This window comes from Vibrio sp. 1727 (assembly GCF_033344415.1).
GTDB classification, from domain to species: Bacteria; Pseudomonadota; Gammaproteobacteria; order Enterobacterales; family Vibrionaceae; genus Vibrio; species Vibrio alginolyticus.
On sequence record NZ_JAWPOT010000013.1, the window covers coordinates 50,939 to 74,254 of the forward strand.

At 44.8% G+C, this 23,316-nt stretch carries 24 protein-coding genes; 13 read left to right on the plus strand and 11 right to left on the minus strand.

Annotated elements, in window-relative coordinates:
- Positions 1-17: 17 nt before the first annotated feature.
- From rseP to rpsB, 8 genes are all read right to left on the minus strand, one after another.
- Positions 18-1,376: a sigma E protease regulator RseP gene (rseP, locus tag R8O10_RS13540; protein WP_005380334.1), complete on the minus strand. Its 1,359-nt coding sequence runs from the start codon at positions 1,374-1,376 to the stop codon at positions 18-20.
- Entirely contained in the window at positions 1,376-2,581 is a 1,206-nt protein-coding gene (ispC, locus tag R8O10_RS13545) for a 1-deoxy-D-xylulose-5-phosphate reductoisomerase (RefSeq protein ID WP_238843869.1), read from the minus strand. The genes rseP and ispC overlap by 1 nt, the downstream gene beginning before the upstream one ends.
- 50 nt (positions 2,582-2,631) lie before the next feature.
- Entirely contained in the window at positions 2,632-3,474 is an 843-nt protein-coding gene (locus R8O10_RS13550) for a phosphatidate cytidylyltransferase (RefSeq protein WP_031779042.1), read from the minus strand.
- A 12-nt stretch (positions 3,475-3,486) separates the two neighbouring features.
- Positions 3,487-4,242: an isoprenyl transferase gene (locus R8O10_RS13555; protein WP_005380331.1), complete on the minus strand. Its 756-nt coding sequence runs from the start codon at positions 4,240-4,242 to the stop codon at positions 3,487-3,489.
- A gap of 96 nt (positions 4,243-4,338) precedes the next feature.
- Entirely contained in the window at positions 4,339-4,896 is a 558-nt protein-coding gene (frr, locus tag R8O10_RS13560; protein ID WP_005380330.1) for a ribosome recycling factor, read from the minus strand.
- Between the two features lie 100 nt (positions 4,897-4,996).
- Positions 4,997-5,722 carry a UMP kinase gene (gene pyrH, locus R8O10_RS13565; protein ID WP_005380329.1) on the minus strand — a complete coding sequence of 242 codons (726 nt, stop codon included), beginning with the start codon at positions 5,720-5,722 and terminating at the stop codon, positions 4,997-4,999.
- Between the two features lie 147 nt (positions 5,723-5,869).
- A complete protein-coding gene (gene tsf / locus R8O10_RS13570) occupies positions 5,870-6,715 on the minus strand; it encodes a translation elongation factor Ts (protein WP_005380328.1) in 846 nt (281 codons plus the stop codon).
- Between the two features lie 132 nt (positions 6,716-6,847).
- Positions 6,848-7,576, minus strand: coding sequence for a 30S ribosomal protein S2 (gene rpsB, locus R8O10_RS13575; protein ID WP_005380327.1), 729 nt, complete (start codon positions 7,574-7,576; stop codon positions 6,848-6,850).
- 384 nt (positions 7,577-7,960) lie between these two features.
- On the opposite strand from rpsB, the gene map reads away from it, so the two are divergent.
- The 3 genes from map to R8O10_RS13590 all read left to right on the plus strand — a co-directional run bounded on the left by map (position 7,961) and on the right by R8O10_RS13590 (position 12,098).
- Positions 7,961-8,839, plus strand: a complete 879-nt coding sequence (map, locus tag R8O10_RS13580) for a type I methionyl aminopeptidase (RefSeq protein ID WP_005380326.1) — start codon at positions 7,961-7,963, stop codon at positions 8,837-8,839.
- A gap of 108 nt (positions 8,840-8,947) precedes the next feature.
- Positions 8,948-11,572 (plus strand): bifunctional uridylyltransferase/uridylyl-removing protein GlnD, encoded by a 2,625-nt coding sequence (glnD, locus tag R8O10_RS13585; protein ID WP_238843868.1) that lies wholly within the window; start codon positions 8,948-8,950, stop codon positions 11,570-11,572.
- A 142-nt stretch (positions 11,573-11,714) separates the two neighbouring features.
- Positions 11,715-12,098 (plus strand): DUF3461 family protein, encoded by a 384-nt coding sequence (locus R8O10_RS13590; RefSeq protein ID WP_171344492.1) that lies wholly within the window; start codon positions 11,715-11,717, stop codon positions 12,096-12,098.
- Positions 12,099-12,189: 91 nt separating this feature from the next.
- Here R8O10_RS13590 and truC read toward each other — a convergent pair whose 3' ends face one another.
- Positions 12,190-12,960 carry a tRNA pseudouridine(65) synthase TruC gene (gene truC / locus R8O10_RS13595; RefSeq protein WP_318108986.1) on the minus strand — a complete coding sequence of 257 codons (771 nt, stop codon included), beginning with the start codon at positions 12,958-12,960 and terminating at the stop codon, positions 12,190-12,192.
- Between the two features lie 4 nt (positions 12,961-12,964).
- Positions 12,965-13,279, minus strand: a complete 315-nt coding sequence (locus R8O10_RS13600; protein ID WP_005391784.1) for a YqcC family protein — start codon at positions 13,277-13,279, stop codon at positions 12,965-12,967.
- Between the two features lie 76 nt (positions 13,280-13,355).
- On the opposite strand from R8O10_RS13600, the gene R8O10_RS13605 reads away from it, so the two are divergent.
- On the plus strand, positions 13,356-14,393 hold the full coding sequence (locus R8O10_RS13605; RefSeq protein WP_005391782.1) for a DUF3549 family protein: 1,038 nt from the start codon (positions 13,356-13,358) through the stop codon (positions 14,391-14,393).
- A gap of 13 nt (positions 14,394-14,406) precedes the next feature.
- Positions 14,407-14,706: a DUF3301 domain-containing protein gene (locus R8O10_RS13610; protein ID WP_005380315.1), complete on the plus strand. Its 300-nt coding sequence runs from the start codon at positions 14,407-14,409 to the stop codon at positions 14,704-14,706.
- Here R8O10_RS13610 and R8O10_RS13615 read toward each other — a convergent pair.
- The gene (locus R8O10_RS13615) at positions 14,666-15,151 is read right to left on the minus strand and encodes a GNAT family N-acetyltransferase (RefSeq protein ID WP_005385338.1); all 486 of its coding nucleotides are present in this window, start codon (positions 15,149-15,151) and stop codon (positions 14,666-14,668) included. The two genes, R8O10_RS13610 and R8O10_RS13615, sit on opposite strands and share 41 nt — an antisense overlap.
- Before the next feature lie 931 nt (positions 15,152-16,082).
- On the opposite strand from R8O10_RS13615, the gene R8O10_RS13620 reads away from it, so the two are divergent.
- The 8 genes from R8O10_RS13620 to R8O10_RS13655 all read left to right on the plus strand — a co-directional run bounded on the left by R8O10_RS13620 (position 16,083) and on the right by R8O10_RS13655 (position 23,247).
- Positions 16,083-16,376 (plus strand): hypothetical protein, encoded by a 294-nt coding sequence (locus tag R8O10_RS13620; RefSeq protein ID WP_012841496.1) that lies wholly within the window; start codon positions 16,083-16,085, stop codon positions 16,374-16,376.
- Positions 16,373-16,822, plus strand: a complete 450-nt coding sequence (locus R8O10_RS13625; RefSeq protein ID WP_005380310.1) for a YaiI/YqxD family protein — start codon at positions 16,373-16,375, stop codon at positions 16,820-16,822. The genes R8O10_RS13620 and R8O10_RS13625 overlap by 4 nt, the downstream gene beginning before the upstream one ends.
- 194 nt (positions 16,823-17,016) lie before the next feature.
- Positions 17,017-18,006: a ketoacyl-ACP synthase III gene (locus tag R8O10_RS13630; RefSeq protein WP_226083466.1), complete on the plus strand. Its 990-nt coding sequence runs from the start codon at positions 17,017-17,019 to the stop codon at positions 18,004-18,006.
- Entirely contained in the window at positions 18,003-18,989 is a 987-nt protein-coding gene (locus R8O10_RS13635) for an NAD-dependent epimerase/dehydratase family protein (protein WP_005380308.1), read from the plus strand. Before R8O10_RS13630 ends, R8O10_RS13635 begins: the two co-directional genes overlap by 4 nt.
- Complete coding sequence (locus R8O10_RS13640; RefSeq protein WP_005380307.1) at positions 18,958-19,821, plus strand: MBL fold metallo-hydrolase; 864 nt, start codon at positions 18,958-18,960, stop codon at positions 19,819-19,821. Before R8O10_RS13635 ends, R8O10_RS13640 begins: the two co-directional genes overlap by 32 nt.
- Entirely contained in the window at positions 19,809-21,077 is a 1,269-nt protein-coding gene (locus R8O10_RS13645; protein ID WP_175413466.1) for a F390 synthetase-related protein, read from the plus strand. The genes R8O10_RS13640 and R8O10_RS13645 overlap by 13 nt, the downstream gene beginning before the upstream one ends.
- Positions 21,065-22,174, plus strand: coding sequence for an ATP-grasp domain-containing protein (locus R8O10_RS13650; RefSeq protein ID WP_318191473.1), 1,110 nt, complete (start codon positions 21,065-21,067; stop codon positions 22,172-22,174). The genes R8O10_RS13645 and R8O10_RS13650 overlap by 13 nt, the downstream gene beginning before the upstream one ends.
- Positions 22,174-23,247: a hypothetical protein gene (locus tag R8O10_RS13655; RefSeq protein WP_318191474.1), complete on the plus strand. Its 1,074-nt coding sequence runs from the start codon at positions 22,174-22,176 to the stop codon at positions 23,245-23,247. The genes R8O10_RS13650 and R8O10_RS13655 overlap by 1 nt, the downstream gene beginning before the upstream one ends.
- The last annotated feature ends 69 nt before the right edge of the window (positions 23,248-23,316 follow it).

Consider the following 23,316-nt stretch of genomic DNA (forward strand, 5'->3'; position numbering starts at 1 on the left):
CTTTTGTCTCTGAACTATCACAGACGAGTAAAATCATTAAATAGCGCTAACGCCATGAGCGAGAAGATGATCGCACCACCAATTCTAAAGCCCATTTCCTGCACTTTCTCAGGAACAGGACGTCGAATGACTGCTTCAATTGCAAAAAACAACAAATGACCGCCATCCAACATTGGTAAAGGAACGAGATTAATAATACCTAGGTTAACACTAATTAGAGCGAGAAAACCTAAAAAGTAGACCAAACCATAATCTGCTGTCGCGCCTGCGCCTTTGGCTATTGATATTGGTCCACTCAGATTATTCAGACCAACGTCTCCAACAATCAGCTTCTTAAGCATGCTGATTGTCAAACCAATGACTTGGCCAGTTTTGTCTACTGCTTTACCTATTGACTCGAATACACCAAACTGAAGATCGAAGCGATAACTTTCTGGCCATTCTGCGACTTTAGGTGCAATACCTGCAAAACCAACGACTTCTTTGTTAGCTAGCTCACGGCTACCGGGCGTCAGCGTCAATGTTTGCTCATAACCCTGACGCAACACCGTCAATTCAAGGGGTGTATCAGGATTAGAACGAACCGCTTCAACCACTTGCTTCCATTCGGTTACGCGTTGTTGACCAATTGCGACAACCTCATCACCTGGAAGCACACCGGCTTTTTCCGCCGCTCCACCTTGCGAGACCTGCTCGATAACTCGATACACCTCCGGTGTATACGGAGCAAAACCTAACGACTGCATCGCTGACTGAGTTTCTGGGTCGAACTTCCACTCACGTAAATCGAGCGTTTTCGTTACTTCTGAACCAACTTCATTCGCTGACGTTAGTGTTACCGTCATCAAATCATCGCCAATATGAGAAATCAATCCCATATTTACTGATTCCCAATCCGGAGTTTTGATACCAGATATCGATTTAAGTTCCATTCCAGATTCAATTCCAGCTTCCGCAACAATCGAATTGGGCGTAACTTCACCAATTACAGGCTTAACAGCCGGGATACCAATTAGAAATACCAGCCAATAGGCAAAAATTGCGAAAAGAAAATTAAAGATGGGGCCAGCCGCAACAATAGAGGTTCGCTTCCATAACGGCTTCTTATCAAACGCTAGGTGCTTCTCATGTTCTGGCACCTCATCGACACGGCTATCAACCATTTTCACATAGCCACCGAGAGGGATCATTGAGATGCTGTACTCCGTTCCGTCTTTGCCTACTTTACTCCAAATAGACTTGCCGAAACCGATTGAAAACTTTTCAACTTTAACGCCGCAACGGCGAGCAACCCAAAAATGCCCAAATTCGTGCACGGCAACAAGAATGCCCAGTGCGACGATAAAAGAAATGAGATTCCACAATATACCAGTCATCAGCTACGCTCGCGTATGGTTTCTAGGGCAATAGTTCGTGCCATTCTATCTAGCTCGAGCAAGCTTTCCAAGCTATTCGCATTCTCAGCTTTGCAGCTTGCGTTGATTTTATTCAACACAGACTCATTGATGCGAGCAATATCGGTAAAACCTAGTCTGTTATTTAAAAATGCATCAACAGCGACTTCATTAACTGCATTCAATGCCGTTGTTGCGTGTTGACCTTCATAACAAGCATCAATTGCGAGTTTTAAACATGGGTAACGAGCAAAGTCAGGCTGCAAAAACGTCAGCTCACCAACTTTCGTGAAGTCTAGCGGCTTAACCCCAGCTTCTACTCTTGACGGGTATGACATGGTGAGCGCAATTGGCGTCGCCATATCCGCTTCTCCCATTTGTGCCAAGACCGAACCATCACGATACTGAACCATAGAATGAATCACAGATTGAGGATGAATAATCACCTTCAGTTGTTCGCGAGCAGCATTAAATAGCCACTTAGCTTCGATATACTCAAGGCCTTTATTCATCATCGTGGCAGAATCAACAGAAATTTTTGGCCCCATCGACCAGTTTGGATGAGCAATCGCCTGCGCGGGTGTCACCTGCTCCAGTTCTGCGATGTCAGTGTAACGGAAAGGGCCACCAGATCCAGTCAACAAAATATGAGAAATGCCATGTTCTTGTAAATTGCAACGACCCAGATTGGTTTGTACTTGCTGTGGTAAACATTGGAAAATGGCGTTGTGTTCACTGTCGACGGGAAGTAGCTCTGCGCCAAATTCTTCAACGGCATCAATAAATAGCTGGCCTGACATTACAAGTGCTTCTTTATTTGCCAACAAGACTCGCTTACCTGCTTTCACGGCAGCCATGGTAGGCAATAAGCCAGCGGCTCCTACAATAGCAGCCATTACACTGTCGACCTCGTCCAGCGAAGCAATATGGCATAGCGCATCAACACCACCTAGCACTTCGGTACCTGGCGAAACCGAGTGTAGCTCAGCTTGAAGTTGAGACGCCGCAGCTTTATCTGCCATGACCGCATACTTAGGTTGCCACTGACGACATAAACCGATCATCTTTTCAACGTTAGTGCTTGCCGCTAAGGCAACGACAGAAAACAGATCTGGGTTTTGTTCGACCACTTTAAGCGTGCTTGCACCAATTGATCCAGTAGCACCAAGAATCGTTAACTTTTGCATGTTGTAAGACCGTTAGAAAGCTCAGGAGCGACGACGCCGCTCCTGATAAATTAGAATACGTAGTAAAGAAGAGCAAAAACTGGGAATGCTGCGGTTAGGCTGTCGATACGATCTAGCACACCACCGTGCCCTGGGATAATGTTACTGCTGTCTTTAATGCCTGAGACACGTTTGAACATACTTTCAACCAGATCACCAAGCACTGAAACAACGACAGTAACCAGCGTAATCAGCACCATATGGACAGGGCTAGTGAACTGGATATCGAACCAATCAGCAAATGCCCACGCTACGATTAATGCCGTGATAATGCCACCAATTAACCCTTCAATGGTTTTATTGGGGCTTACATGAGGAGCCATCTTACGTTTGCCTAAGCTTTTGCCTGCAAAGTAGGCGCCGCTATCTGCAGCCCATACCAAGAAACAAACGTACAACACAAGCTTTGCGCCGTGGTATGGATCTACAGTGATGTCATACGCTCTGAGAATAATCACACTCCAAAGGAATGGGATTAATGTCAGAAAACCAAATACATGACGTAAAACAAAATTACTTTGCCAAGATTTCGTCGTTTTGGGGTAAGTAATCGCCATTAAGCTAGCAATAATCCACCAAACAAAACCAATACCCAAGACGACATAATGAGGTGTCGTTAAGTGATTGAGGCTATATGCATCAGGCGAGATGTATAGAAAACTAAGTCCGGTAATAATGATTGCCGGCACAAGGGCAGCAATGCGAGAGTTGCTTCCTGTAAACTGAGTCCACTCCCAAAAACCTAATAGCGTTATTGCAGTTAAAGCGGCAATAAAGCCCATTAGCGGTAATTTAAAAATGCCTAAAATAACCAGGGGAGCTAAAATTAGTGCTGTTATTATTCTCTGTTTCAAACTAACTAGTCCTTATTGAGCTGCCATCAATGCCTTTATTTGTTCACCTGTACAGCCAAAACGACGTTCTCGGTTGATAAACCAAGTCACAGCTTCTACCAAACTGTCTTCATCGAATTCTGGCCAGTACTCTGGTGTAAAGTACATTTCTGCATAAGCCATTTGCCACAACATAAAGTTGCTGATGCGGCACTCTCCACTGGTGCGAATTAAAAGATCCACTTCCGGTAGGTCTGCCATGGTCAAATGCTCAGTGATTAGCTGCTCATTGATATCCTCTACACGAATTTCACCGTTACGTGCTTTTAGCGCTAACGTTTTAGCAGCTTCTGTGATGTCCCATTTACCGCCATAGTTGGCTGCAATGTTGATCACCATACCCGTGTTATCTGCCGTTAGGTTTTCTGCTTCTACAATTTTCTTTTGTAGACGCTCACTAAATCGACTGGTATCACCGATCACGCGCAACCGTAAGTTATTTTTGTGTAGTTTTTTTACTTCACTAGACAGGACCGTGATAAACAGTTCCATCAAAAGACCCACTTCTTCCTCCGGACGACGCCAGTTTTCACTACTAAAAGCAAACAGCGTCATGGCTCTAATGCCTAGTTTTGAAGCAGCAGCCACGGTCTTACGAACGGCACTAACGCCTTTTTTATGACCAAATACGCGAGGTTTTCCTTTGGACTTAGCCCAACGGCCATTACCGTCCATAATGATGGCAATATGCTTAGGAAGGGAATCAGAGAAGGCTTGAGAATTTTGCATAGGGAGTTAATTGAGTTCCATCAGTTGGATAGACTAACATAAAAAAACGCTGAGCTGTGAGCACAGCGTTTTCCAACAGTGATGTGTGTGGGAGTATTAAACTTCCATCAACTCTTTTTCTTTTGCAGCAAGAACTTCATCGATCTTCTTAACTGCAACGTCAGTTAGCTTTTGAATTTCGTCTTGTGCTTTACGGTCTTCATCTTCAGAGATTTCTTTATCTTTTAGAAGCGCTTTAAGATCGTTGTTTGCGTCACGACGGATGTTACGAACAGCAACACGACCACCTTCAGCTTCACCACGAACGATCTTAACTAGGTCTTTACGACGCTCTTCCGTTAGCGGTGGAAGTGGAACGCGGATGATAGTGCCAGCTGACATAGGGTTTAGACCAAGGTCAGACGTCATGATCGCTTTTTCTACTTTCGGCGTCAGCTCTTTATCAAAAACCGTGATTGCAAGTGTACGCGCATCTTCAGCAATAACGTTTGCTACTTGGTTTAGAGGTGTTGCTGCACCGTAGTATTCTACAGAAATACCAGATAGTAGGCTTGGGTGTGCACGACCTGTACGAATTTTAGAAAGGTTGTTCTTAAGCGCTTCAACGCTTTTATCCATGCGCTCTTGCGCGTCTTTTTTGATTTCGTTAATCACAGTTTCACCTTAAAAATGTCATCTTTCCTGAAGAAAGCCTAAAACGGTTGAGCAAAGCAAGCACCACCCTAACGCTTTGGAGTGGCACCTTAAGCCAAGCTTATTCGTTGATGAGCGTGCCTTCTGCTTCGCCCATAACCACGCGACGTAGTGCGCCTGGCTTGTTCATATTAAATACGCGGATTGGCATTTTGTGGTCACGAGCTAGCGTAAACGCCGCCAAGTCCATAACTTTCAGCTCTTTATCCAGAACTTCTGCATAAGATAGCTTATCATACAGCTCTGCGTCTGGGTTTGCTACAGGGTCAGCAGTAAATACACCATCAACTTTCGTCGCTTTTAGTACAACATCCGCTTCAATTTCGATACCACGTAAACAAGCAGCAGAATCCGTTGTAAAGAACGGGTTACCAGTACCAGCAGAGAAGATGACAACTCGGCCTTGGCGAAGCTCACGGATCGCATCAGCCCAATTATAGTCGTCACATACGCCTTTTAGAGGGATTGCAGACATAACGCGCGCATTTACGTATGCACGGTGAAGAGCATCACGCATCGCTAGGCCATTCATTACTGTAGCAAGCATACCCATGTGGTCACCAACTACGCGGTTCATACCAGCTTCAGCTAGGCCTGCACCACGGAACAAGTTACCGCCACCGATAACTACACCAACCTGAACACCCAGTTCAACCAGTTCTTTAACTTCTTGTGCCATACGATCAAGGACCGCAGGATCAATACCAAAACCGTCTTCACCTTGAAGAGCTTCACCACTCAGTTTTAATAGAATACGTTGATACGCTGGTTTAGGGTTCGTAGTCATGGAGTTTACCTTCCAAAGAGAGTTGTTGATTAACAGTCATGAATAGACACAACTTCAGTTATGGCTATTCATCACGGCTAATCGTTCACTGCTCATAAAAAGACCGCAGCCTTGGCTACGGTCTAATCTTTATACAGTCTCTAAGGATTAACCTTTTTGAGCTGCTGCAACTTCTTCAGCGAAGCTCATTTCTTCTTTCTTCTCGATACCTTCACCTACTTCTAGGCGAACGAACGTAGAAACTGAAGCGCCTTTTTCTTTCAGCATTTCGCCTACAGTTTTCTTAGGCTCCATGATGAAAGCTTGACCTGTTAGAGAGATCTCGCCAGTGAATTTCTTCATGCGGCCAACAACCATCTTCTCAGCGATTTCAGCAGGCTTGCCTTCGTTCATTGCGATTTCAACTTGAACCGCTTTCTCTTTTTCTACTACGTCAGCTGGTACGTCTTCTGGGTTAACGAACTCTGGCTTAGAAGCAGCAACGTGCATTGCAACGTGCTTAAGAGTTTCTGCGTCGCCTTCACCAGCAACAACAACACCGATTTTCTCACCGTGACGGTAAGAAGCGATTGCAGTGCCTTGAACGTATTCTACGCGACGGATAGTGATGTTTTCACCGATTTTAGCTACTAGAGCTACACGTGCGTCTTCGAATTGTGCTTGTAGTTCTTCAACAGAAGCTTTTGAAGCTAGAGCTGCAGCTGCAACTTCTTCTGCGAATGCAGTGAAGTTACCGTCTTTAGCAACGAAGTCAGTTTGGCAGTTAACTTCAAGAAGAACAGCAACGCCGTTTTCTTCTTTGATGATGATTGCGCCTTCAGCTGCAACGTTACCAGCTTTCTTAGCTGCTTTCGCTGCGCCAGATTTACGCATGTTTTCAATTGCTAGTTCGATGTCAGCGTTTGCTTCTACAAGCGCTTTCTTACATTCCATCATGCCAGCGCCAGTACGCTCGCGAAGTTCTTTAACTAGAGCAGCAGTTACAGTTGCCATTCTGTCTTCCTCGTTTGATTCGAAATAAGGTAAAAAACAGGGGCCTAACATTGTCGGCCCCCATTGCTAACTATAACTTAGTTTATGCTACACAAAGGTTTCACATAGACCAAGTGTGACACAGAGCCGCTATTATTCAGCTTCTACGAAACCGTCTTTTTCAGCAACTGCAGCTACGTCTTTGTTACGACCTTCAGATACTGCTGAAGCAGCAGCGTTCAGGTATAGCTGTACAGCGCGGATCGCGTCGTCGTTACCTGGGATTACGTAGTCAACGCCGTCTGGGTTAGAGTTAGTATCTACCACAGCGTATACTGGAATACCTAGGTTGTTAGCTTCTTTAATTGCAATGTGTTCGTGATCAGCGTCGATTACGAATAGAGCGTCTGGTAGGCCGCCCATGTCTTTGATACCACCAAGAGATTTCTCTAGCTTCTCCATTTCGCGAGTACGCATTAGAGCTTCTTTCTTAGTTAGTTTGTCAAAAGTACCGTCTTGAGATTGAGTCTCTAGTTCTTTTAGACGCTTGATAGACTGACGAACTGTTTTGTAGTTTGTAAGCATACCGCCTAACCAGCGGTTGTTTACGTAAAACTGGTTGCTTGCGATTGCAGCTTCTTTAACAGCTTCAGATGCAGCGCGCTTAGTACCTACGAATAGAACCTTACCTTTCTTCTCGCCAACTTTAGCTAGTTCAGCTAGAGCGTCGTTGAACATTGGTACAGTTTTTTCTAGGTTGATGATATGAACTTTGTTACGAGCGCCAAAGATGAATGGCTTCATTTTTGGGTTCCAGTAACGAGTCTGGTGACCGAAGTGAACACCAGCTTTTAGCATATCGCGCATTGATACAGTTGCCATTTTAAAATCCTCTATGGGGTTAGGCCTCCACATTCCCCATAACTCCGACCAAGCTTCTGCTCAGCACCCCGGAATATGTGACGGAATGTGTGTGATTTAAAGATAAAAGGTTATTCGGATGAAGCTTGCTTCGCCGCTTAACTTTGCTAAACGAAGAGAACAGTCCTCTATTCCGGCGCGCTTTATACCATATTTTAGCTCACTGTGGCTAGTAAAAATTATTTCTTCACCGAGCCACTTTCTCCTATTTATAAGCAAAACTTTAAACATATGATCGAATTAAGAATGATGCATATTCCTATCTAACTTGGGTTAACGCCCCGATGTCTGATAGAATGCGGCCATTCGCACGTTTACGTGCTTAGGAATAAGTAGAGAAAGCCAATGTCAATCAAGATTAAAACTGCTGAAGAAATAGAACGCATGCGCATTGCGGGCAAGCTAGCCGCAGAGATTCTAGAAATGATCGAACCACACATCAAAGTTGGTGTGACGACAGAAGAGTTAAACAAAATCTGTCATGAGTACGCTCTAGAAAAAGGTGCATACTCTGCTCCGCTTGATTACCATGGTTTCCCTAAGTCGATCTGTACTTCAATCAACCATATCGTATGCCACGGTATTCCAGCGGAAAAAGACGAAATCGGTAGCAACGGCCAAATGAAGCCGGCGGTACTAAAAGATGGTGACATCTTGAACGTTGATATTACCGTAATCGTTCCAAATGATGAGAATGCCGATCTGAGCGTGCGTCCTCAGGGTTACCATGGTGACACTTCTAAGATGTTCCTAGTCGGTGATGTTTCGCCTGCAAACAAACGTCTGTGCATGGTAGCTCAAGAAGCACTGTATGTTGGTATGCGTACCGTTAAGCCAGGTTCAACGGTTGGTGACATCGGTACAGCTATCGAGAAGTACATCAAAGAGAATAACAAGAACAATCCTCGCAACAAGTTTTCTATTGTGAAAGACTTCTGTGGTCACGGTATTGGCGATGAGTTCCATGAAGAACCACAAGTGGTTCATTACAAGAACAAAGACCGCCGCGTACTAAAAGAAGGCATGTGCTTTACTATTGAGCCGATGATTAACGCTGGTAAATTTGGTTGCTCTGTTGATGCACAAGATGACTGGACTGTTTACACGGGCGACGGCAAGAACTCTGCGCAATGGGAACATACCATTGTTGTAACAAAAGAAGGTTGTGAAGTACTGACGCTTCGTAGCGACGATACGATTCCTCGCCTAATGAAAAACGCGTAAAGCTGACGACCACTCGTTGTTTACTATATCCCTGCTTCGGCGGGGATATTTTTTATCTGCCGGAAATTTGTTAGATTGTTATTAGATTAGCTTGCACGGATGGCAAATATGACACTTCAGTCCCCTCTTACCTTTTCCGATGAACAAATCAATATCGGTGAACTCAAACGAGAATTAGAGAAGTTTAGCTCTAATCAAAACCAAGAGTTTCTCAATCATCATCCGGTAACAAGCTTGGTTTTAGCCAGAGCTGAATATATGGATCTGCTTCTCAATCGTTTGTGGCAACATTTTGGTTTCAAGGATATTTACAACATTTCCCTAGTTGCCGTTGGTGGCTACGGACGAGGCGAGCTGCATCCGCTCTCCGATATCGATATTTTGATTCTGTCGAACAATAAACTGCCAACCGCGTTAGAAGCAAAAATCAGCGAATTCATTACGCTGTTGTGGGATTTAAAACTCGAGGTCGGACACGCTGTTCGCACCGTTACTGAATGTGCTGAAATTGGTAAAACCGATCTAACGGTCGCGACAAACCTGCAAGAAGCGCGACTGCTGTGTGGAAGCGAGGACACCTTTCAGGCACTGAAGAAAGTCGTGTTATCAGACTCCTTCTGGCCAAGTGAGACGTTTTACCGCGCTAAAATTCAAGAGCAGCGCGAACGCCATGCGCGTTACCACGACACGACCTACAACTTAGAACCGGACATTAAATCAACCCCTGGCGGGCTGCGCGATATTCATACATTAAGCTGGGTCGCTCGACGTCACTTTGGTGCGACTTCATTGTTAGAAATGAGCCGATACGGATTTTTAACTGACGCAGAATACCGAGAATTGGTTGAATGTCAGGACTTCCTTTGGCGAGTACGTTTCGCTCTGCACATGGAGCTTCGCCGCTATGACAACCGCTTGACCTTTGCCCATCAAGCACAAGTTGCGGAAAATCTAGGCTACGTCGGAGAAGGCAATCGAGGCGTAGAAATGATGATGAAAGAGTTCTACCGCACGCTTCGTCGTGTGGCAGAGCTCAATAAAATGCTACTCAAACTCTTTGACCAAGCGATCATTAATGGTGGGGCGACAGAAAGTGCCGAGATTCTCGATACGGACTTTCAACGTCGCGGTTCTTTAATTGAAGCGCGGAAACCCGCATTGTTCCAAGCTCGCCCAGAAACTATTCTGGATATGTTCTTACATATTGCTAACGACTCAACTATTGAAGGGGTGAGCCCACCAACGCTGCGTCAACTTCGCACCGCTCGCCGTCGGCTCAACAAGTTTTTGCACACCATTCCTGCTGCGCGTGAAAAGTTCATGGCGTTATGTCGTCACCCTAATGCTCTGCACAAAGCATTCAGCCTAATGCACCGATTAGGGGTTATGGCGGCCTATTTACCGCAATGGAGTCAGATTGTTGGTCAAATGCAGTTTGACTTATTCCATGCCTACACAGTTGATGAACACAGTATTCGCTTACTTAAACACATCAACACTTTTAGTGACCCAGAAAATCATGCGAAGCACCCTATTTGCTGTGACGTCTACCCACGGATGCAAAAGAAAGAGCTGCTGATTATTGCCGCTATTTTCCACGATATCGGGAAAGGTCGTGGCGGCGATCACTCAATTATCGGTGAAGGAGAAGCGTACGACTTCTGCATTGAGCATGGTTTATCGAAGCCCGAAGCGAAACTTGTCGCTTGGTTGGTAAGACATCATCTATTAATGTCTGTCACCGCACAGCGCCGAGACATTTATGATCCCGATGTCATTACCGAATTTGCCAAAAAAGTCAGAGACGAAGAATCTCTCGATTATCTTGTATGCCTGACAGTTGCAGATATTTGTGCAACCAACCCAGAACTTTGGAATGCGTGGAAACGAACTTTACTTGCGGAGCTGTATTACTCCACGCAACGTGCTTTACGCAGAGGCCTAGAGAATCCTGTCGATGTGCGTGAGAGAATTCGCCACAATCAACAAATGGCCTCCGCAATGCTGCGCAAAGAGGGGTTTGCCGCGCGCGAAATTGAAGTATTGTGGCAACGCTTCAAAGCTGACTACTTCCTTCGTCATACCCATACGCAAATCGCGTGGCACTGCGAACACTTACTTCGCATGGAAGATCCGACTAAGCCTTTGGTATTAATCAGTAAAAAAGCCACTCGTGGCGGCACTGAGGTGTTTGTATATACGAAAGACCAGCCTGCTTTATTTGCGACGGTCGTAGCGGAGTTAGATAGGCGTAATTTTAATGTACACGACGCGCAAATCATGACCAGCAAAGATGGGCACGTGATTGATACCTTTATGGTACTCGATCAACATGGCGAAGCGATCGATGAGTCTCGTCACGCCGCGGTGATTAAACACCTCACCCATGTACTGGAGGCGGGCCGACCAACCAAGATTAAAACGCGCCGTACTCCGAACAAACTTCAGCACTTTAACGTGAAAACCAAAGTCGACTTCTTACCAACCAAAGGTAAAAAACACACTTTAATGGAGTTTGTCGCGCTAGACACACCGGGGCTGTTGGCCAAAGTAGGCCGTACGTTTGCTGATTTAAACATCAACCTTCACGGTGCTAAAATCACCACCATTGGTGAGCGAGCAGAAGACTTGTTTATTTTAACCAGTGATGCAGGGGGAAGGTTAAGTGAAGAACAGCAAGATGAGCTAAGAGAGAGATTGATCGAAAAGTTATCTGATGAGGTCGCAGCTTAGATCAAACCTGCCAATCTTTTCGGTTCAGGGCGAGAGCGATCTTGCCCACAAGTTAAGCATTTTGGCTAAATATCAGCTATCTAGCTCATACATAGGCTGCTACAGTTATATCAATATCAATTCGATGTAATAGAGGTAGCCTATGTATCCCCACCTCACTGGTTTGGGTATTCACGACCCTAAGCAGATTGAACGTTATTCCCTACGCCAAGAAGCACACAAAGACGTACTCAAGATCTATTTCCACAAGCAAAAAGGCGAACTATTCGCTAAAAGCGTTAAATTCAAATACCCACGCCAAATCAAAAATGTTCTTGTTGATAGTGGCAGTCACAAATATAAAGAAGTAACGGAAATCAACCGTAACCTCACATTAGTCATTGATGAGCTGAATAAAATCACTAAGCCAACGAAACAACCTGAGGTTGATGTAAAAGAGAAAATTCTTTCAGACCTTCGTCATTTAGAAAAAGTCGTTTCGAGCAAGATCGCAGAGATCGAAGCGGATCTCGCAAAACTAAAGTAAAACGTTAAGTCTTAAATATTAAAAAAGGGTTAGCATTGATGCTAACCCTTTTTATTTGTACCCAATCATTATCTAGATCTAACTGCGCCGATTATCGGTTGATCATCGATTCATCCCACTCAAATCGAGTAAACAATTGCTGCCAAGTTTCATCAAGATTAGCCGTCATAACAATCTCTTGATCGGTAAATGGATGGATGAACCGTAACTCTGAAGCATGCAGTAGCAGACGATGAGATTCAAACTCTGTGCGATACAGCTTGTTGTGCTTTCCATCCCCGTGCGTTGTATCACCCACGATCGGATGGCGTAGATGTGCCATATGACGACGAAGTTGGTGCTTACGCCCCGTTTTAGGTTTCATCTCAACTAAGCAATAACGCGTTGTAGGAAATTTACCCGTCGAATAGGGAACTTCCACTTTAGCCAACGGCTTATATTCCGTCACCGCTTCTTGCGCTTCTTTTTCTTGTGAAGCGAACTTATCAGCAATCTTGTCTAACTCGACTTTGAGCGCGTAATCCAAGACGCCCTCTTCCTCAATCCAACCGCGTACTATTGCGTGGTATGTCTTTTCCATTTTATGTTCAGCAAACATCGGCATGACTTGTGATGCGACTTCACTCGACAACGCAAACACGAGCACACCAGATGTTGGGCGATCCAGACGATGCAATGGGAACACATGCTGACCAATTTGGTCGCGCAAAGTTTGCATGACAAACTGAGTTTCGTGTTTATCTAACCAACTGCGATGCACTAACATGCCGGCAGGCTTGTTGACCGCTACAAAATATTCATCCTGATAAACGATCTCCAGCTCAACTGGTTCTGAAGATCGCGCTATTTTTTGTTCTAGCATTAGTTTACTTACACAGTTCGTCAATGGTTCGGATTGTAACAAGCAGCTCTGCGAACTGCGGTTCCTGCTTCCACGCTTCTGAAAAATAGGGCTCGAGAGAAAACCCTCTTGGCAATGGTTGGTTGTTTTCCACTAGCACGTGCATTCTGTCTATAAAGATCCACTGCAACCACTCATGAGGATGCAATGTATCAATCGCAAATGGCTCCACGCTTTGTAAGGCTTGCTCTGAAGGCCTAGTGTGTTGCCACAACTTATGTTCTTTAAGCTGCGTTTCAAGTTGGTGAAGTAAGTCGACCAATTGAGTATTTGTTACCATTAATTCTATCTCGAACCTTGAATTAGCCGAGAATGATACCATTTCTTGTGAAAAGAACGTTAGGACGTCGTATTTAATGGAAAACATTCAAACCCTCACTCAACTGTTGAACAACAGCCGCTGTGATTATCAAATCTTCGATCTTGGTCGTCGTATCAAAACCATCGCTAAGAAAGAGTTTGCCGATGTAGAAAAAGGTCAAGCACCGTACCCATTCCCAATGCAGCGTAAAGCACACCTTGCCATCGCTTATTGGAATGAACAAAAGCAACCTTGGATTTGGTTTCTAAAGTTTGAATTGGACGAGCGCGGTTTGTTAAAGCAAGCGGATATCGGCAATTTCATTAAATACGTAGTGGAAGCCATGGGAACACGCCTCAATGGTGATATCTCTGAAGAGCAACAGCAAAAGCTGTCTAATAACCCATATACGTTCAAACCTTCCGAAGACAAAATGGCCGTGTTTCATAGCCAGGTCCGCGCGAACCTCGATCTTCCTACCAGCCAATATTATGAGCACACTCAGCATTACTTTTCAGGTGGTTTAGGCTGGGATAATTGGCAAACCGTAGGTCTGCAAGGGATCACCGACATGGCCGCTCGTTTGGACAAAGAGCAAAACGGGGTAATGATACGCAAAGCGTTGAACCACCTACCAAATGAGCCACTTTATGCCCTATTAGGTGCGCTTGAGCATGTAGAGCTTCAAGAGCGTTTAGCAGAACGTATTGCGGAAAAGGCACAGCAAGAAATCGCAAGTAGCGAACCTGATCTCTTCCTACTTTCAGCACTTATCCGAGCCCTTGCTGGTGCACCAACAGAAGTCGCCTCTCCAGTATTAGATGCGATATTGCATAGCCCTCGTTTAAGCCATCAGGAGGTTTTGATTGGTGTGGCGGGTCGCGCTTGGCACTTACTCGCCAATGAAAAGGTAGCAGAACAGTTTTTGCTGCGTTTAGCTCAAACCGGTAATCAAGCCCTATTTAATCAGTTATTTGCCGATTTAGTGATGCTGCCAGAGTTAAGAATGGTGTTATTGCCTTTGCTGCATTCAAACCCATCAGAGGAACTAGCAAATGCGCTAGTAAGCTTACAACAAGCAACAAAAAGCTAAGAAAGGTTCAGGAATGATTGGTGATCTTTTAGCAATTTTAGGGCTCTGCTTTTTCTGTTACCTGTTTTGGCAACAGCGTCGCCAAGCCGAACTCGCAAAAGCGGCCATCACGCGTAAATGTGAGCAATTGGATCTCCAATTAATCAGCATCGCCTTTGGTGCCCATAAACTAAAAACGCCAGACGGAGTCTGGCGTTGGCATACGGTGTATCAATTTGAGTTTTCATCTCTTGGTGACGATTGCTACCAAGGAGAGTTAACCATGGTCGGTTTCAGGCCGCAGAACTTTCACCTACCACCGCATCGCTTGTAAATTCCATTTCAAAGTAAGGACCATATATATCCTTACTTTCTTTTGTTTTAACAAATCCCAGCTTTTTCAGTACCGCCATAGAAGCTTGATGATTGCTATTCACGTTAGCTTTCACCTTATTCAAGCCCAACTCACGGCACGCTTTGGGGAAAAATGCTTTTAGTGCTTCTGTTGCTAACCCTTTACCCCAATATGATTTATCAAAAATAAACCCTAATTCAGGTTCGGAATCGAGATTAGCAATAAACACGTGCCCCATATAGTCACGACTGGTGCTCTCTAGCACTGCCATACTATAAATGTTCTCATCATCCAGTATTTTCTCAAACATCTGTTTGGCAGACGCAACTGTATACGGACCATTCAATTCAGCACGGTTTTTCGCACAGCAATTCAGCATGACGAATTCTAGTTGCAACGACTCATTGTAGGGTAGAAGAAGCATTCTTCTGGTTACTATGGCCACATCTGTTCCTTGATTACAACAAACTTAATCTATCCGCAGATCACAAACTCGATGAGCTGAACATGCTCAATGATTGCGGGCATAACACCTTGTAGAGAAGCCGAAAGTTAAACCAACTGGTTGGAAAGGATATTGATCTGAGTTGTTTTTTATTAAGTGTTATTAGGAATTTATATATTTTGTGATATTGATATCCCCAAGCAACATCGAGATGCTTAATTCAATGAGAACACTGGATATCGTTTTTATATAAGAAAGACCCCGACACATAAGTATCGGGGTCATGGTCTTACTCGCAGCAGTCCGGCTACTAAAAGTGCTCCATGCATCATCCATAATAGTGGCTGATTCCGTCAGCTTATTCCTTACGTCGCCGTCCTAGCGGTGTCCTTATCATCCTGACTGCTAACATTCCTCGTTAGCACACGTCACTTGTTCCTTGAGCGGTGTCCCTTGCATCTTCCTGATGCTGTCCATAACCTCAATCCTAGAGGGTCCATTGTCTATCCTTAGTCATCAACATCCTATTGATGATCGTATCCTTACAATGTCCTACGCTCCATGCTTGATTAATCATCCTGACCAACCAAATCGTCTTCCTGACGATAACCAAATCCTTGGTGCTTTCCTGTTCCATGTCTGCTTCCTGCTGACAACTCTCAATTTACGCCTTTTCCAAAAATAGACAATCTATCTAAGATAAATATTTGGCTCTCACATTGGTTAACAAGTTGTTAAATCATTATTTATCATAAACTTAAGCTCTTTATCTTCTCTTTTCCCGCTTACGAAATCGTTTTCTCTCACAACCTATGTAAGAGATCTCTCACACTACACTCTCCAAAATGCCATTCGCCAAATTAGCGCACTCAACGTATGATGATAGATATATCGTTGTTAAGGATTAAAAATGTTAACTCAAGACGTTACTAAAGAATTAGAAGCGGTAATGGAACAACTGCAACAACAAGGAAAAGAACCAACCGTAGCGTTAGTGAAAGCACGCTTGAAAACGCCCGTCCCAATGCCTGCATTAATCACCGCAATAAAAAGTTGGAAAAGTGCTCAGCGTGTTCCCAAGGTTGAAGTCGCAGCACAAGCGCACACCGATAATGATCGTCTTGCAGCGCTAGAAAGCACGGTGAAAAAATTAGTGGCTCGTATTGAAGAGCTAGAAGCCAAGCTAAGTGAGAAATCATCATGAAGTTATGGGTAGATGCAGACGCGTGTCCAAAAGTTATTCGCGAAACCATTGTGCGTGCCGCCGAGCGTACGGGGATTGAATGTACGTTTGTCGCTAACCACGTTGTCCCTGTGCCGAAAAGAGACAACATCCATTCGCTACAAGTCCCTGCGGGATTTGACATCGCAGACAACGAAATCGTCAAGCGTGTAGAAGCCAACGATTTGGTGATCACGTCAGATATTCCGCTTGCAGATGAGGTTATCTCTAAAGGCGCTCAAGCCCTCAGTTCTCGTGGCGAGCTCTATACAAAAGACACCATCAAAGCTCGCCTAAATATCCGCGACTTTATGGAAACCATGCGTTCAAGCGGAATTCAGACAGGTGGGCCCGCCGCGCTTTCTCAAACCGATCGACGCGAATTTGCAAACCATTTGGATCGTATTTTGGCGAAATTTAAGAAGTAACCCTCACTCTATTCAAATTGAGCCAGCAAATAAAAGCCTGGCTCATTCCTGAAAATTCATTCTCAGCATTGCACCCAAAGCGTGCTCTTACTCCCATTTGTTTTGTTCTGTTTATTTTTCATCTCGCTCACCATAGCTTCAATATGCAACGTAGTTTATTTTGAACGACGTTTTTAATAAGTGTATAGAGAATAATGGGCTTTAACATCGTTTCCAGTGGAAGCTACCTGCCAACGAATCAATGGTCTGATCGAGAGATGGATCACTTCCTAAAATTAGCGCCAGGGACCTGCCGAAATAAATTCGACGTTGAATATCGTCATGTAGCCAATACAAAAGAGACCGCTATTTACATGGCGGTGCAGGCAATAGAGCAGTGTTTAGGAAACACACATACCTTAAGCTCCGTTGATCTCCTTATCTACGCTAGCGGTACACACCACCAGTCTCTACCCTACGACGCTTCAGCGGTTCTCGCCGCGTTAGACGCTCCAACATGGCTAGAAAGCTTTGATTTGAACAGCACCTGTTTATCCTTTCTCTCTGCGCTTGATCTTGCTCAGAGTCTATTTTTAGCAAAACGGTACCGTCGGATTCTTATTGTCACCAGCGAACTCGCCACTGGCATCACACTGAATCGAAATTTTACGCTCAAACCAGAAGTTGCAACCTTATTCGCGGACGGTGCCGCCGCATTTTTGCTCGAAGAACACAACGATGATGGATTGCTCACCAGTCACTTTGAAACGCATCATACCGGGTATTCATTTTGTCAAATTAAGGGCGGAGGTAGTCATATCAATCCGCATACCTCCGAGCATCAAGCCTATTTAAGAAGTTGCCAGTTTGAGATGGAGGGCAAAGCACTCTTTAAACATGTGCGTAAAGCCTTACCAGCGTTTCTAAAAAAAGGGTTTGACGCCTCTCCGGTAACACTCGGCGATATTGATTATTTTCTTCCTCATCAAGCCAGCGCGCATGGATTAAAAAAACTGCCTTCACTCACCGGGCTACCAACAGAGAAAACCGTTAATCACTTTTCGACTTTGGGAAACCAAGTCGCCGCCTCACTCCCAATTAACTTACACTGGCTGCGTAATCAGCCAGAAACCGCAGGAAAACATGTGTTATTAGCTGGCACCGCCGCAGGGTTGTCGCTAGGGATGGGAGTGCTAAAACTATGAAGATATTGGTCACTGGTGGCAGCGGGATGTTGGGTAGCGCAATTCTGAGAATGTTTCACCAGCAGCATGAACTGCATTTTATAGCACGAAATACAGTCATCGCTAAACAACTCGCCGAGCAATTCGATGTTATCCCCCATATAGTCGATTTAAGAGACCACTCAGCAGTTCATGCGGTATGCCAAGGTATGGATGCAGTCATCCATTGTGCCGCTCTCTCAAGCCCATGGGGAAAGTGGCAGGCGTTTTATCAAGCCAATGTAGATGCCACCAAAAACCTCGTCAATGCGGCTAATACGCATCAAATCTCGCGTTTTATCCATATTTCGTCCACCAGCGTCTACTTTGACCATCAAGACCGTTGGAATATTAGAGAAACCGACGCCATAGCTTCATACTGGTGTAATGATTACGCACACACAAAATATCTATCAGAAATTGAAGCCGTAAAAGGTCGAAGTAAAGCGATCATTTTAAGACCGCGTGGCATTTTTGGACCCAATGATCGCGCGATTATCCCAAGAGTGCTTAAGGCGATAAAAAACAACACTCTGCTTCTGCCATCGGGTAGAAATCCTGTGGTTGATCTGACCTATGTCGACAACGTTGCCCATGCAGCGATGCTCGCTTGCACTCAGGCAGACCGACTTCAGCATGGTGATGTGTTCAACATTTCCAACAACGAACCAATGCCAATTGAGACTGTTCTGCAAGCTTTATGTGAGGGGTTAAACCTAAAAGTAACGTTACAATCATTACCATACGGTGTGGTATCACCATTATTAAAGCTCAGTGAGCAAATACGAAGGCACTTACCACATCAGCCAGAACCAAGGCTCACCTCATACAGCGCAGGATTGTTTAACTATCATCAAACTCTGGATATCAGCAAGGCTAAACAAACACTGAATTACCAACCGCTTTTTTCAATTCAAGAAGGAATACAGCAGTATGCAAACTGGTCTAAAAATAAAAATCTTTGAGGCTGGACACTGCGTACACCCAGGCTTTGTTGTCAAACCAGGTTCTGGTATCAAGCCTAGAGCATTTCCGGCAGCCGTTGCGTTAATTCAGCACCCAACACAAGGCAACATCCTGTTTGACACGGGATATCACGAGCATTTTTTTAGCGCGACTCGTCCCTTCCCTGAACGTTTTTATGCTTGGACAACACCTTGTCGCTATAAAAAAGAACACGGAATTGTTGCGCAGTTAGCAAAAGAAAGTCTCAAACCTCATGATATTGAACACTTAGTGCTCTCCCACTTCCATGCTGATCACATTGCTGCCGTGTCTGAGTTTTCCCACTCTCAATTGCATTGCCAACAAAAAGGGGTAGATGCAATTACTAAAAGTGGTCGAATTGGAGGCGTAAGAAAAGGATACCTAAAAGCTCTACTTCCTCCACAGCTTGAACCTAACTTATTCATTCATAGTGATTTTTCTGTACCAATCAGCCAAATTCTTCCTCAGTGCCAAGGTGTTAATTTGCTCTGTAAAGACATGTTCGACGATGGATTTATTTATATGGTTAGCTTGCCAGGCCATGCAGCTGGCCAAGTGGGCTTGCTAGTTAAAAGAGACCAAAGTTGGCTGTTCTTACTCGCCGATGCATGCTGGTTAATCGAGAGCTTGAGTGAAAATATCGATCAACATTGGCTGGCGAACATGCTTTGCGATGATACAAAAGCCTATAAAAACACCCTCTCCGAGTTGAGAAGTTGCTACCAACAAACCCACCACTTTGTTCGCTTCGTGCCTTCACATTGTCAGGAAACTATCCAGCAGCTAATCAAAGAAGGATGGATGAAGTGAGAACGCTTATCTCAGAATTCTGGCGAACCCGCTACCGCCCCTTCGGCTCAAGGGAACAAGTCGAAACATGGCAGCAACAACACTTAACGCAACACTTGGATTGGGTATGCCGTCATTCACCGTATTACCGCTCACTTCAAGGTGCACCACTCAGTGATTTCCCTATCATGAATAAGCAAACCATGATGGAGAACCTCTCGGAGTTGAATACGAAAGGCTTAGATGCTGAACAGCTAATGCAACAAGCACTCGACGCAGAACAGTCACGCAACTTCGCCGCTTCGAAAGTTGGCGATGTTACTGTTGGGCTTTCTTCGGGCACATCAGGCATGCGCGGGTTGTTTCTTGCTGACAAACAGGAAACACAACTATGGGCTGGCAATATATTGGCTCGCCTGTTGCCCAACCTATGGCAAAAACACCGAATTGCTCTAGCCTTGCGCGCCAACAGCCCACTGTATAAATCCGTCGCGAAAGGGCCTGTAACATTTTTTTATGCCGATTTAACCAAACCTTACCAAGAATGGATAAAAGAGCTGGATGAGTTCCAACCCACGCTTTTGGTTGGTAGTGCGCAAGCTCTTCAGCTCTGCGCCCAGTTCAGCGGTCAATTTGGTCAACCCGCAATTCAACCACAGCGGATCATTTCTGGTGCAGAAGTCCTAACCGAGAGTGACCGTCACTTTATTTCTCAACGGTTCGACAGCGAACTCCATGAAGTCTATCAATGTACTGAAGGTTTTCTTGCATGTACGGATCAGCATGGACAAATGCGCTGGAATCAAGATGTTGTTTACATCGAAAAACATTGGCTGAATACCGAACGTACTCATTACAGCCCAATCATTACCGATTTTCGTCGTAAAACTCAGCCAATTATTCGTTATCAGCTCGACGATATTATTGAGAATAAACAGGATAATGGCGTATTTGAACCTCTTGGCGCGATTGCCGGACGATGTGGTGATCGCCTCACGCTAAACGCAAACCACGTCCCAGTGACGGTGTTACCAGATCTCATCTACCGCGCTATAACACTATCCGCCCAAAGTCGCGTGGATTACCGAATCACCCAAACAGGGTCACAAGCCATTCAAATTGAAGCGGATGTTCACCACCATCGGGTTATACATCAAGCCTTGATAAAGTTGTTTGACCAATTGCGGCTTGATCCTGTCAGATTTAGTTACCGCCCTGCGCCTATTTGGACGCCAATGAATAAACAACGACGTGTGGTGAACATATGCGGGTCTTAATCACCGGAGCCCGATCACCAGTTGCACTAGAGTGGGCAACCATGTGTATGCATCATGGACATGACGTAACTCTCACCGATTCGCTAAAAAAACCTCTAGGATCGTTTTTGCGAGGCATCGAGTCTTATATCCCCACCGCTTCGCCTCGATTTGCGTTTCCCACCTATCAACAGCAGATCCTAAAAATCATTACTCAGATGCGTATTGATATGGTGATACCCACTTGTGAAGAAGTGTATTACTTGGCTCATGTTGCCAAACAATGCCCAGAAGTAGATTTTATTCTGCCCAATGTGGGACTACTCAATGCCCTGCACAACAAGTTGACCGTCTTTGAACAGCTTCAAAGTTTGCCAGAAATCACACTTCCAAAAACTCGTTTGGTCGCTGATAAAAGTGAGATTGAAATTAATAAGAGAACCGTTCTAAAGCCCGTTTACTCTCGGTTTGGCGGGCAAGTCATAAGAGATGTGACAACTCAGTCTATTTCTGCCGCCACGATATCGCCCCTTTACCCTTGGGTTCAGCAACAAAAAATCCATGGGACTCCGGTGTGTAACTATGCCATTTTTGAACATGGTGACCTTAAAGCACACCAAGCTTATGTGCCGAAATACTGTGTAAACGGCTCGGCCGCCAGTGCTTTTCAGCCGATCTCGTGCGAACGACTAGATACATTTATCGCAGCTTTTGGTAAACGTCATACTTATCATGGGCAAGTGTCGTTTGACTTCATCAAATCACAAGATGAACTCTACGTGATTGAATGTAACCCAAGAGCCACCAGTGGTTTGCACCTACTCTCGTCTCGATGCAACCAACTGCTTCCTAATATGGAGTTTACCAGTCCTTCCAAGCAGCGATTGCATCATTTAGGTCCAATAACACTCATCGCGGAAGGTGGATTATCCCTGTTCAAGGCTCGAACTTGGCAAGATTGGTGGTCTGGAGTGAATGTGATGCAACAGCATAACTTACCGGCCGGGAGCCAAATCCGGAGTATGTTTGAATTACTCCGGTTAGCTAGGCAGAACAAGACGAAGTGGAGCGACGCTTCTACCGTTGATATTGAGTGGAATGGAGAGGCATTGAACTAATGACGCTTTCCTCTCAAGAATGGCATAAAACTTTTTTCACTCTTATGCAGTCGAATCCCATTGATGAATGCACAGCAAGCTTTGGTTGCTACTATATCGATGATGTTGCCATTCCCTACTCCGTAACACCAAAAATACCAAACAACTGTTATGCCGTGTCCCCTATGACACTGCTTAGTGGCTACGCCGAAGAAGAGCTTCACAAAGTCAAAAATGTGGCTGTTCGATGGGTATGTAAGTTACTTATTAATATGACTAAACCAATCTTATCACTGGCTGGATTGGATCAAGTCCAAACGCTCAACAATCAGTGCTTGTCCACCAATATGTATAGCGAACAATGGGCAGCCTTAAATCTCGATGAACTGCGTCGCGTCGCACTCGATCAATACCCCACCTTTCCCTTGGTGCTTCGCTCCCTCAACCAGCGTCAGCATTTACACTTAATTCAGCGATTGAAGCAGCCAAAATGGCAAAGCTTGGTAACACGACAAGTGTATTTACTTGATGATTGGCAAGCGTTCAGCTTCAACCGAGATTTAACGAAAGACTTCAAACTGCTTAATGATAAAGATTGGCAGTTTAGGCCACTGACCACTGATGAAGAATTTCAGCGTGCCAAAGAGTTATATGACATGCTTTACCTTGATAAATACAGCATCAATAACATCCAGTTTTCAAGCCAATATTTAAAACAGGCGAGCCAGAACAAATTAGTACATTTAGTGGGACTGTTTTATCAAGAAGAGATGCTGGCTACGTTAGGCATTGTAGAAATTGATAATGATATGACTTGCCCAATTTTTGGCTACGATACCAATAAGCCACAACGCCTCGCATTGTATCGTCGAATATCGGCCTATACCATCCGCCATGCCATGATATACCAGCGTCGCTTTAATATGAGCTCAGGTGCTCCGGCTTTTAAACGCAACAGAAAAGCCCAGCCAGAAATTGAATTTAGCTATGTGTATATTGCGCACTTACCCTGGTACAAACGCATAATTTGGAAAAGCTTGTGCTGGCTCACTCAGCACTTTTATCGCCCTTTGTTGACACGTTTTCAGCTATAAACCGACATCTATAATCAGGTAAGCCTGCGTACACAGTCTCAATCGATAAAAAAGCCTGCGACGTTCGCA

Bases quoted from the DNA above. Each gene is read 5' to 3' on its own strand.
- rseP (WP_005380334.1), bottom strand. From the start codon at position 1,376: ATGACTGGTATATTGTGGAATCTCATTTCTTTTATCGTCGCACTGGGC.
- ispC (WP_238843869.1), bottom strand. From the start codon at position 2,581: ATGCAAAAGTTAACGATTCTTGGTGCTACTGGATCAATTGGTGCAAGC.
- R8O10_RS13555 (WP_005380331.1), bottom strand. From the start codon at position 4,242: ATGCAAAATTCTCAAGCCTTCTCTGATTCCCTTCCTAAGCATATTGCC.
- pyrH (WP_005380329.1), bottom strand. From the start codon at position 5,722: ATGACTACGAACCCTAAACCAGCGTATCAACGTATTCTATTAAAACTG.
- tsf (WP_005380328.1), bottom strand. From the start codon at position 6,715: ATGGCAACTGTAACTGCTGCTCTAGTTAAAGAACTTCGCGAGCGTACT.
- rpsB (WP_005380327.1), bottom strand. From the start codon at position 7,576: ATGGCAACTGTATCAATGCGCGATATGCTAAAAGCTGGTGTTCACTTC.
- map (WP_005380326.1), top strand. From the start codon at position 7,961: ATGTCAATCAAGATTAAAACTGCTGAAGAAATAGAACGCATGCGCATT.
- glnD (WP_238843868.1), top strand. From the start codon at position 8,948: ATGACACTTCAGTCCCCTCTTACCTTTTCCGATGAACAAATCAATATC.
- R8O10_RS13590 (WP_171344492.1), top strand. From the start codon at position 11,715: ATGTATCCCCACCTCACTGGTTTGGGTATTCACGACCCTAAGCAGATT.
- truC (WP_318108986.1), bottom strand. From the start codon at position 12,960: ATGCTAGAACAAAAAATAGCGCGATCTTCAGAACCAGTTGAGCTGGAG.
- R8O10_RS13600 (WP_005391784.1), bottom strand. From the start codon at position 13,279: ATGGTAACAAATACTCAATTGGTCGACTTACTTCACCAACTTGAAACG.
- R8O10_RS13605 (WP_005391782.1), top strand. From the start codon at position 13,356: ATGGAAAACATTCAAACCCTCACTCAACTGTTGAACAACAGCCGCTGT.
- R8O10_RS13610 (WP_005380315.1), top strand. From the start codon at position 14,407: ATGATTGGTGATCTTTTAGCAATTTTAGGGCTCTGCTTTTTCTGTTAC.
- R8O10_RS13615 (WP_005385338.1), bottom strand. From the start codon at position 15,151: ATGCTTCTTCTACCCTACAATGAGTCGTTGCAACTAGAATTCGTCATG.
- R8O10_RS13620 (WP_012841496.1), top strand. From the start codon at position 16,083: ATGTTAACTCAAGACGTTACTAAAGAATTAGAAGCGGTAATGGAACAA.
- R8O10_RS13625 (WP_005380310.1), top strand. From the start codon at position 16,373: ATGAAGTTATGGGTAGATGCAGACGCGTGTCCAAAAGTTATTCGCGAA.
- R8O10_RS13630 (WP_226083466.1), top strand. From the start codon at position 17,017: ATGGGCTTTAACATCGTTTCCAGTGGAAGCTACCTGCCAACGAATCAA.
- R8O10_RS13635 (WP_005380308.1), top strand. From the start codon at position 18,003: ATGAAGATATTGGTCACTGGTGGCAGCGGGATGTTGGGTAGCGCAATT.
- R8O10_RS13640 (WP_005380307.1), top strand. From the start codon at position 18,958: ATGCAAACTGGTCTAAAAATAAAAATCTTTGAGGCTGGACACTGCGTA.
- R8O10_RS13645 (WP_175413466.1), top strand. From the start codon at position 19,809: ATGGATGAAGTGAGAACGCTTATCTCAGAATTCTGGCGAACCCGCTAC.
- R8O10_RS13650 (WP_318191473.1), top strand. From the start codon at position 21,065: ATGCGGGTCTTAATCACCGGAGCCCGATCACCAGTTGCACTAGAGTGG.
- R8O10_RS13655 (WP_318191474.1), top strand. From the start codon at position 22,174: ATGACGCTTTCCTCTCAAGAATGGCATAAAACTTTTTTCACTCTTATG.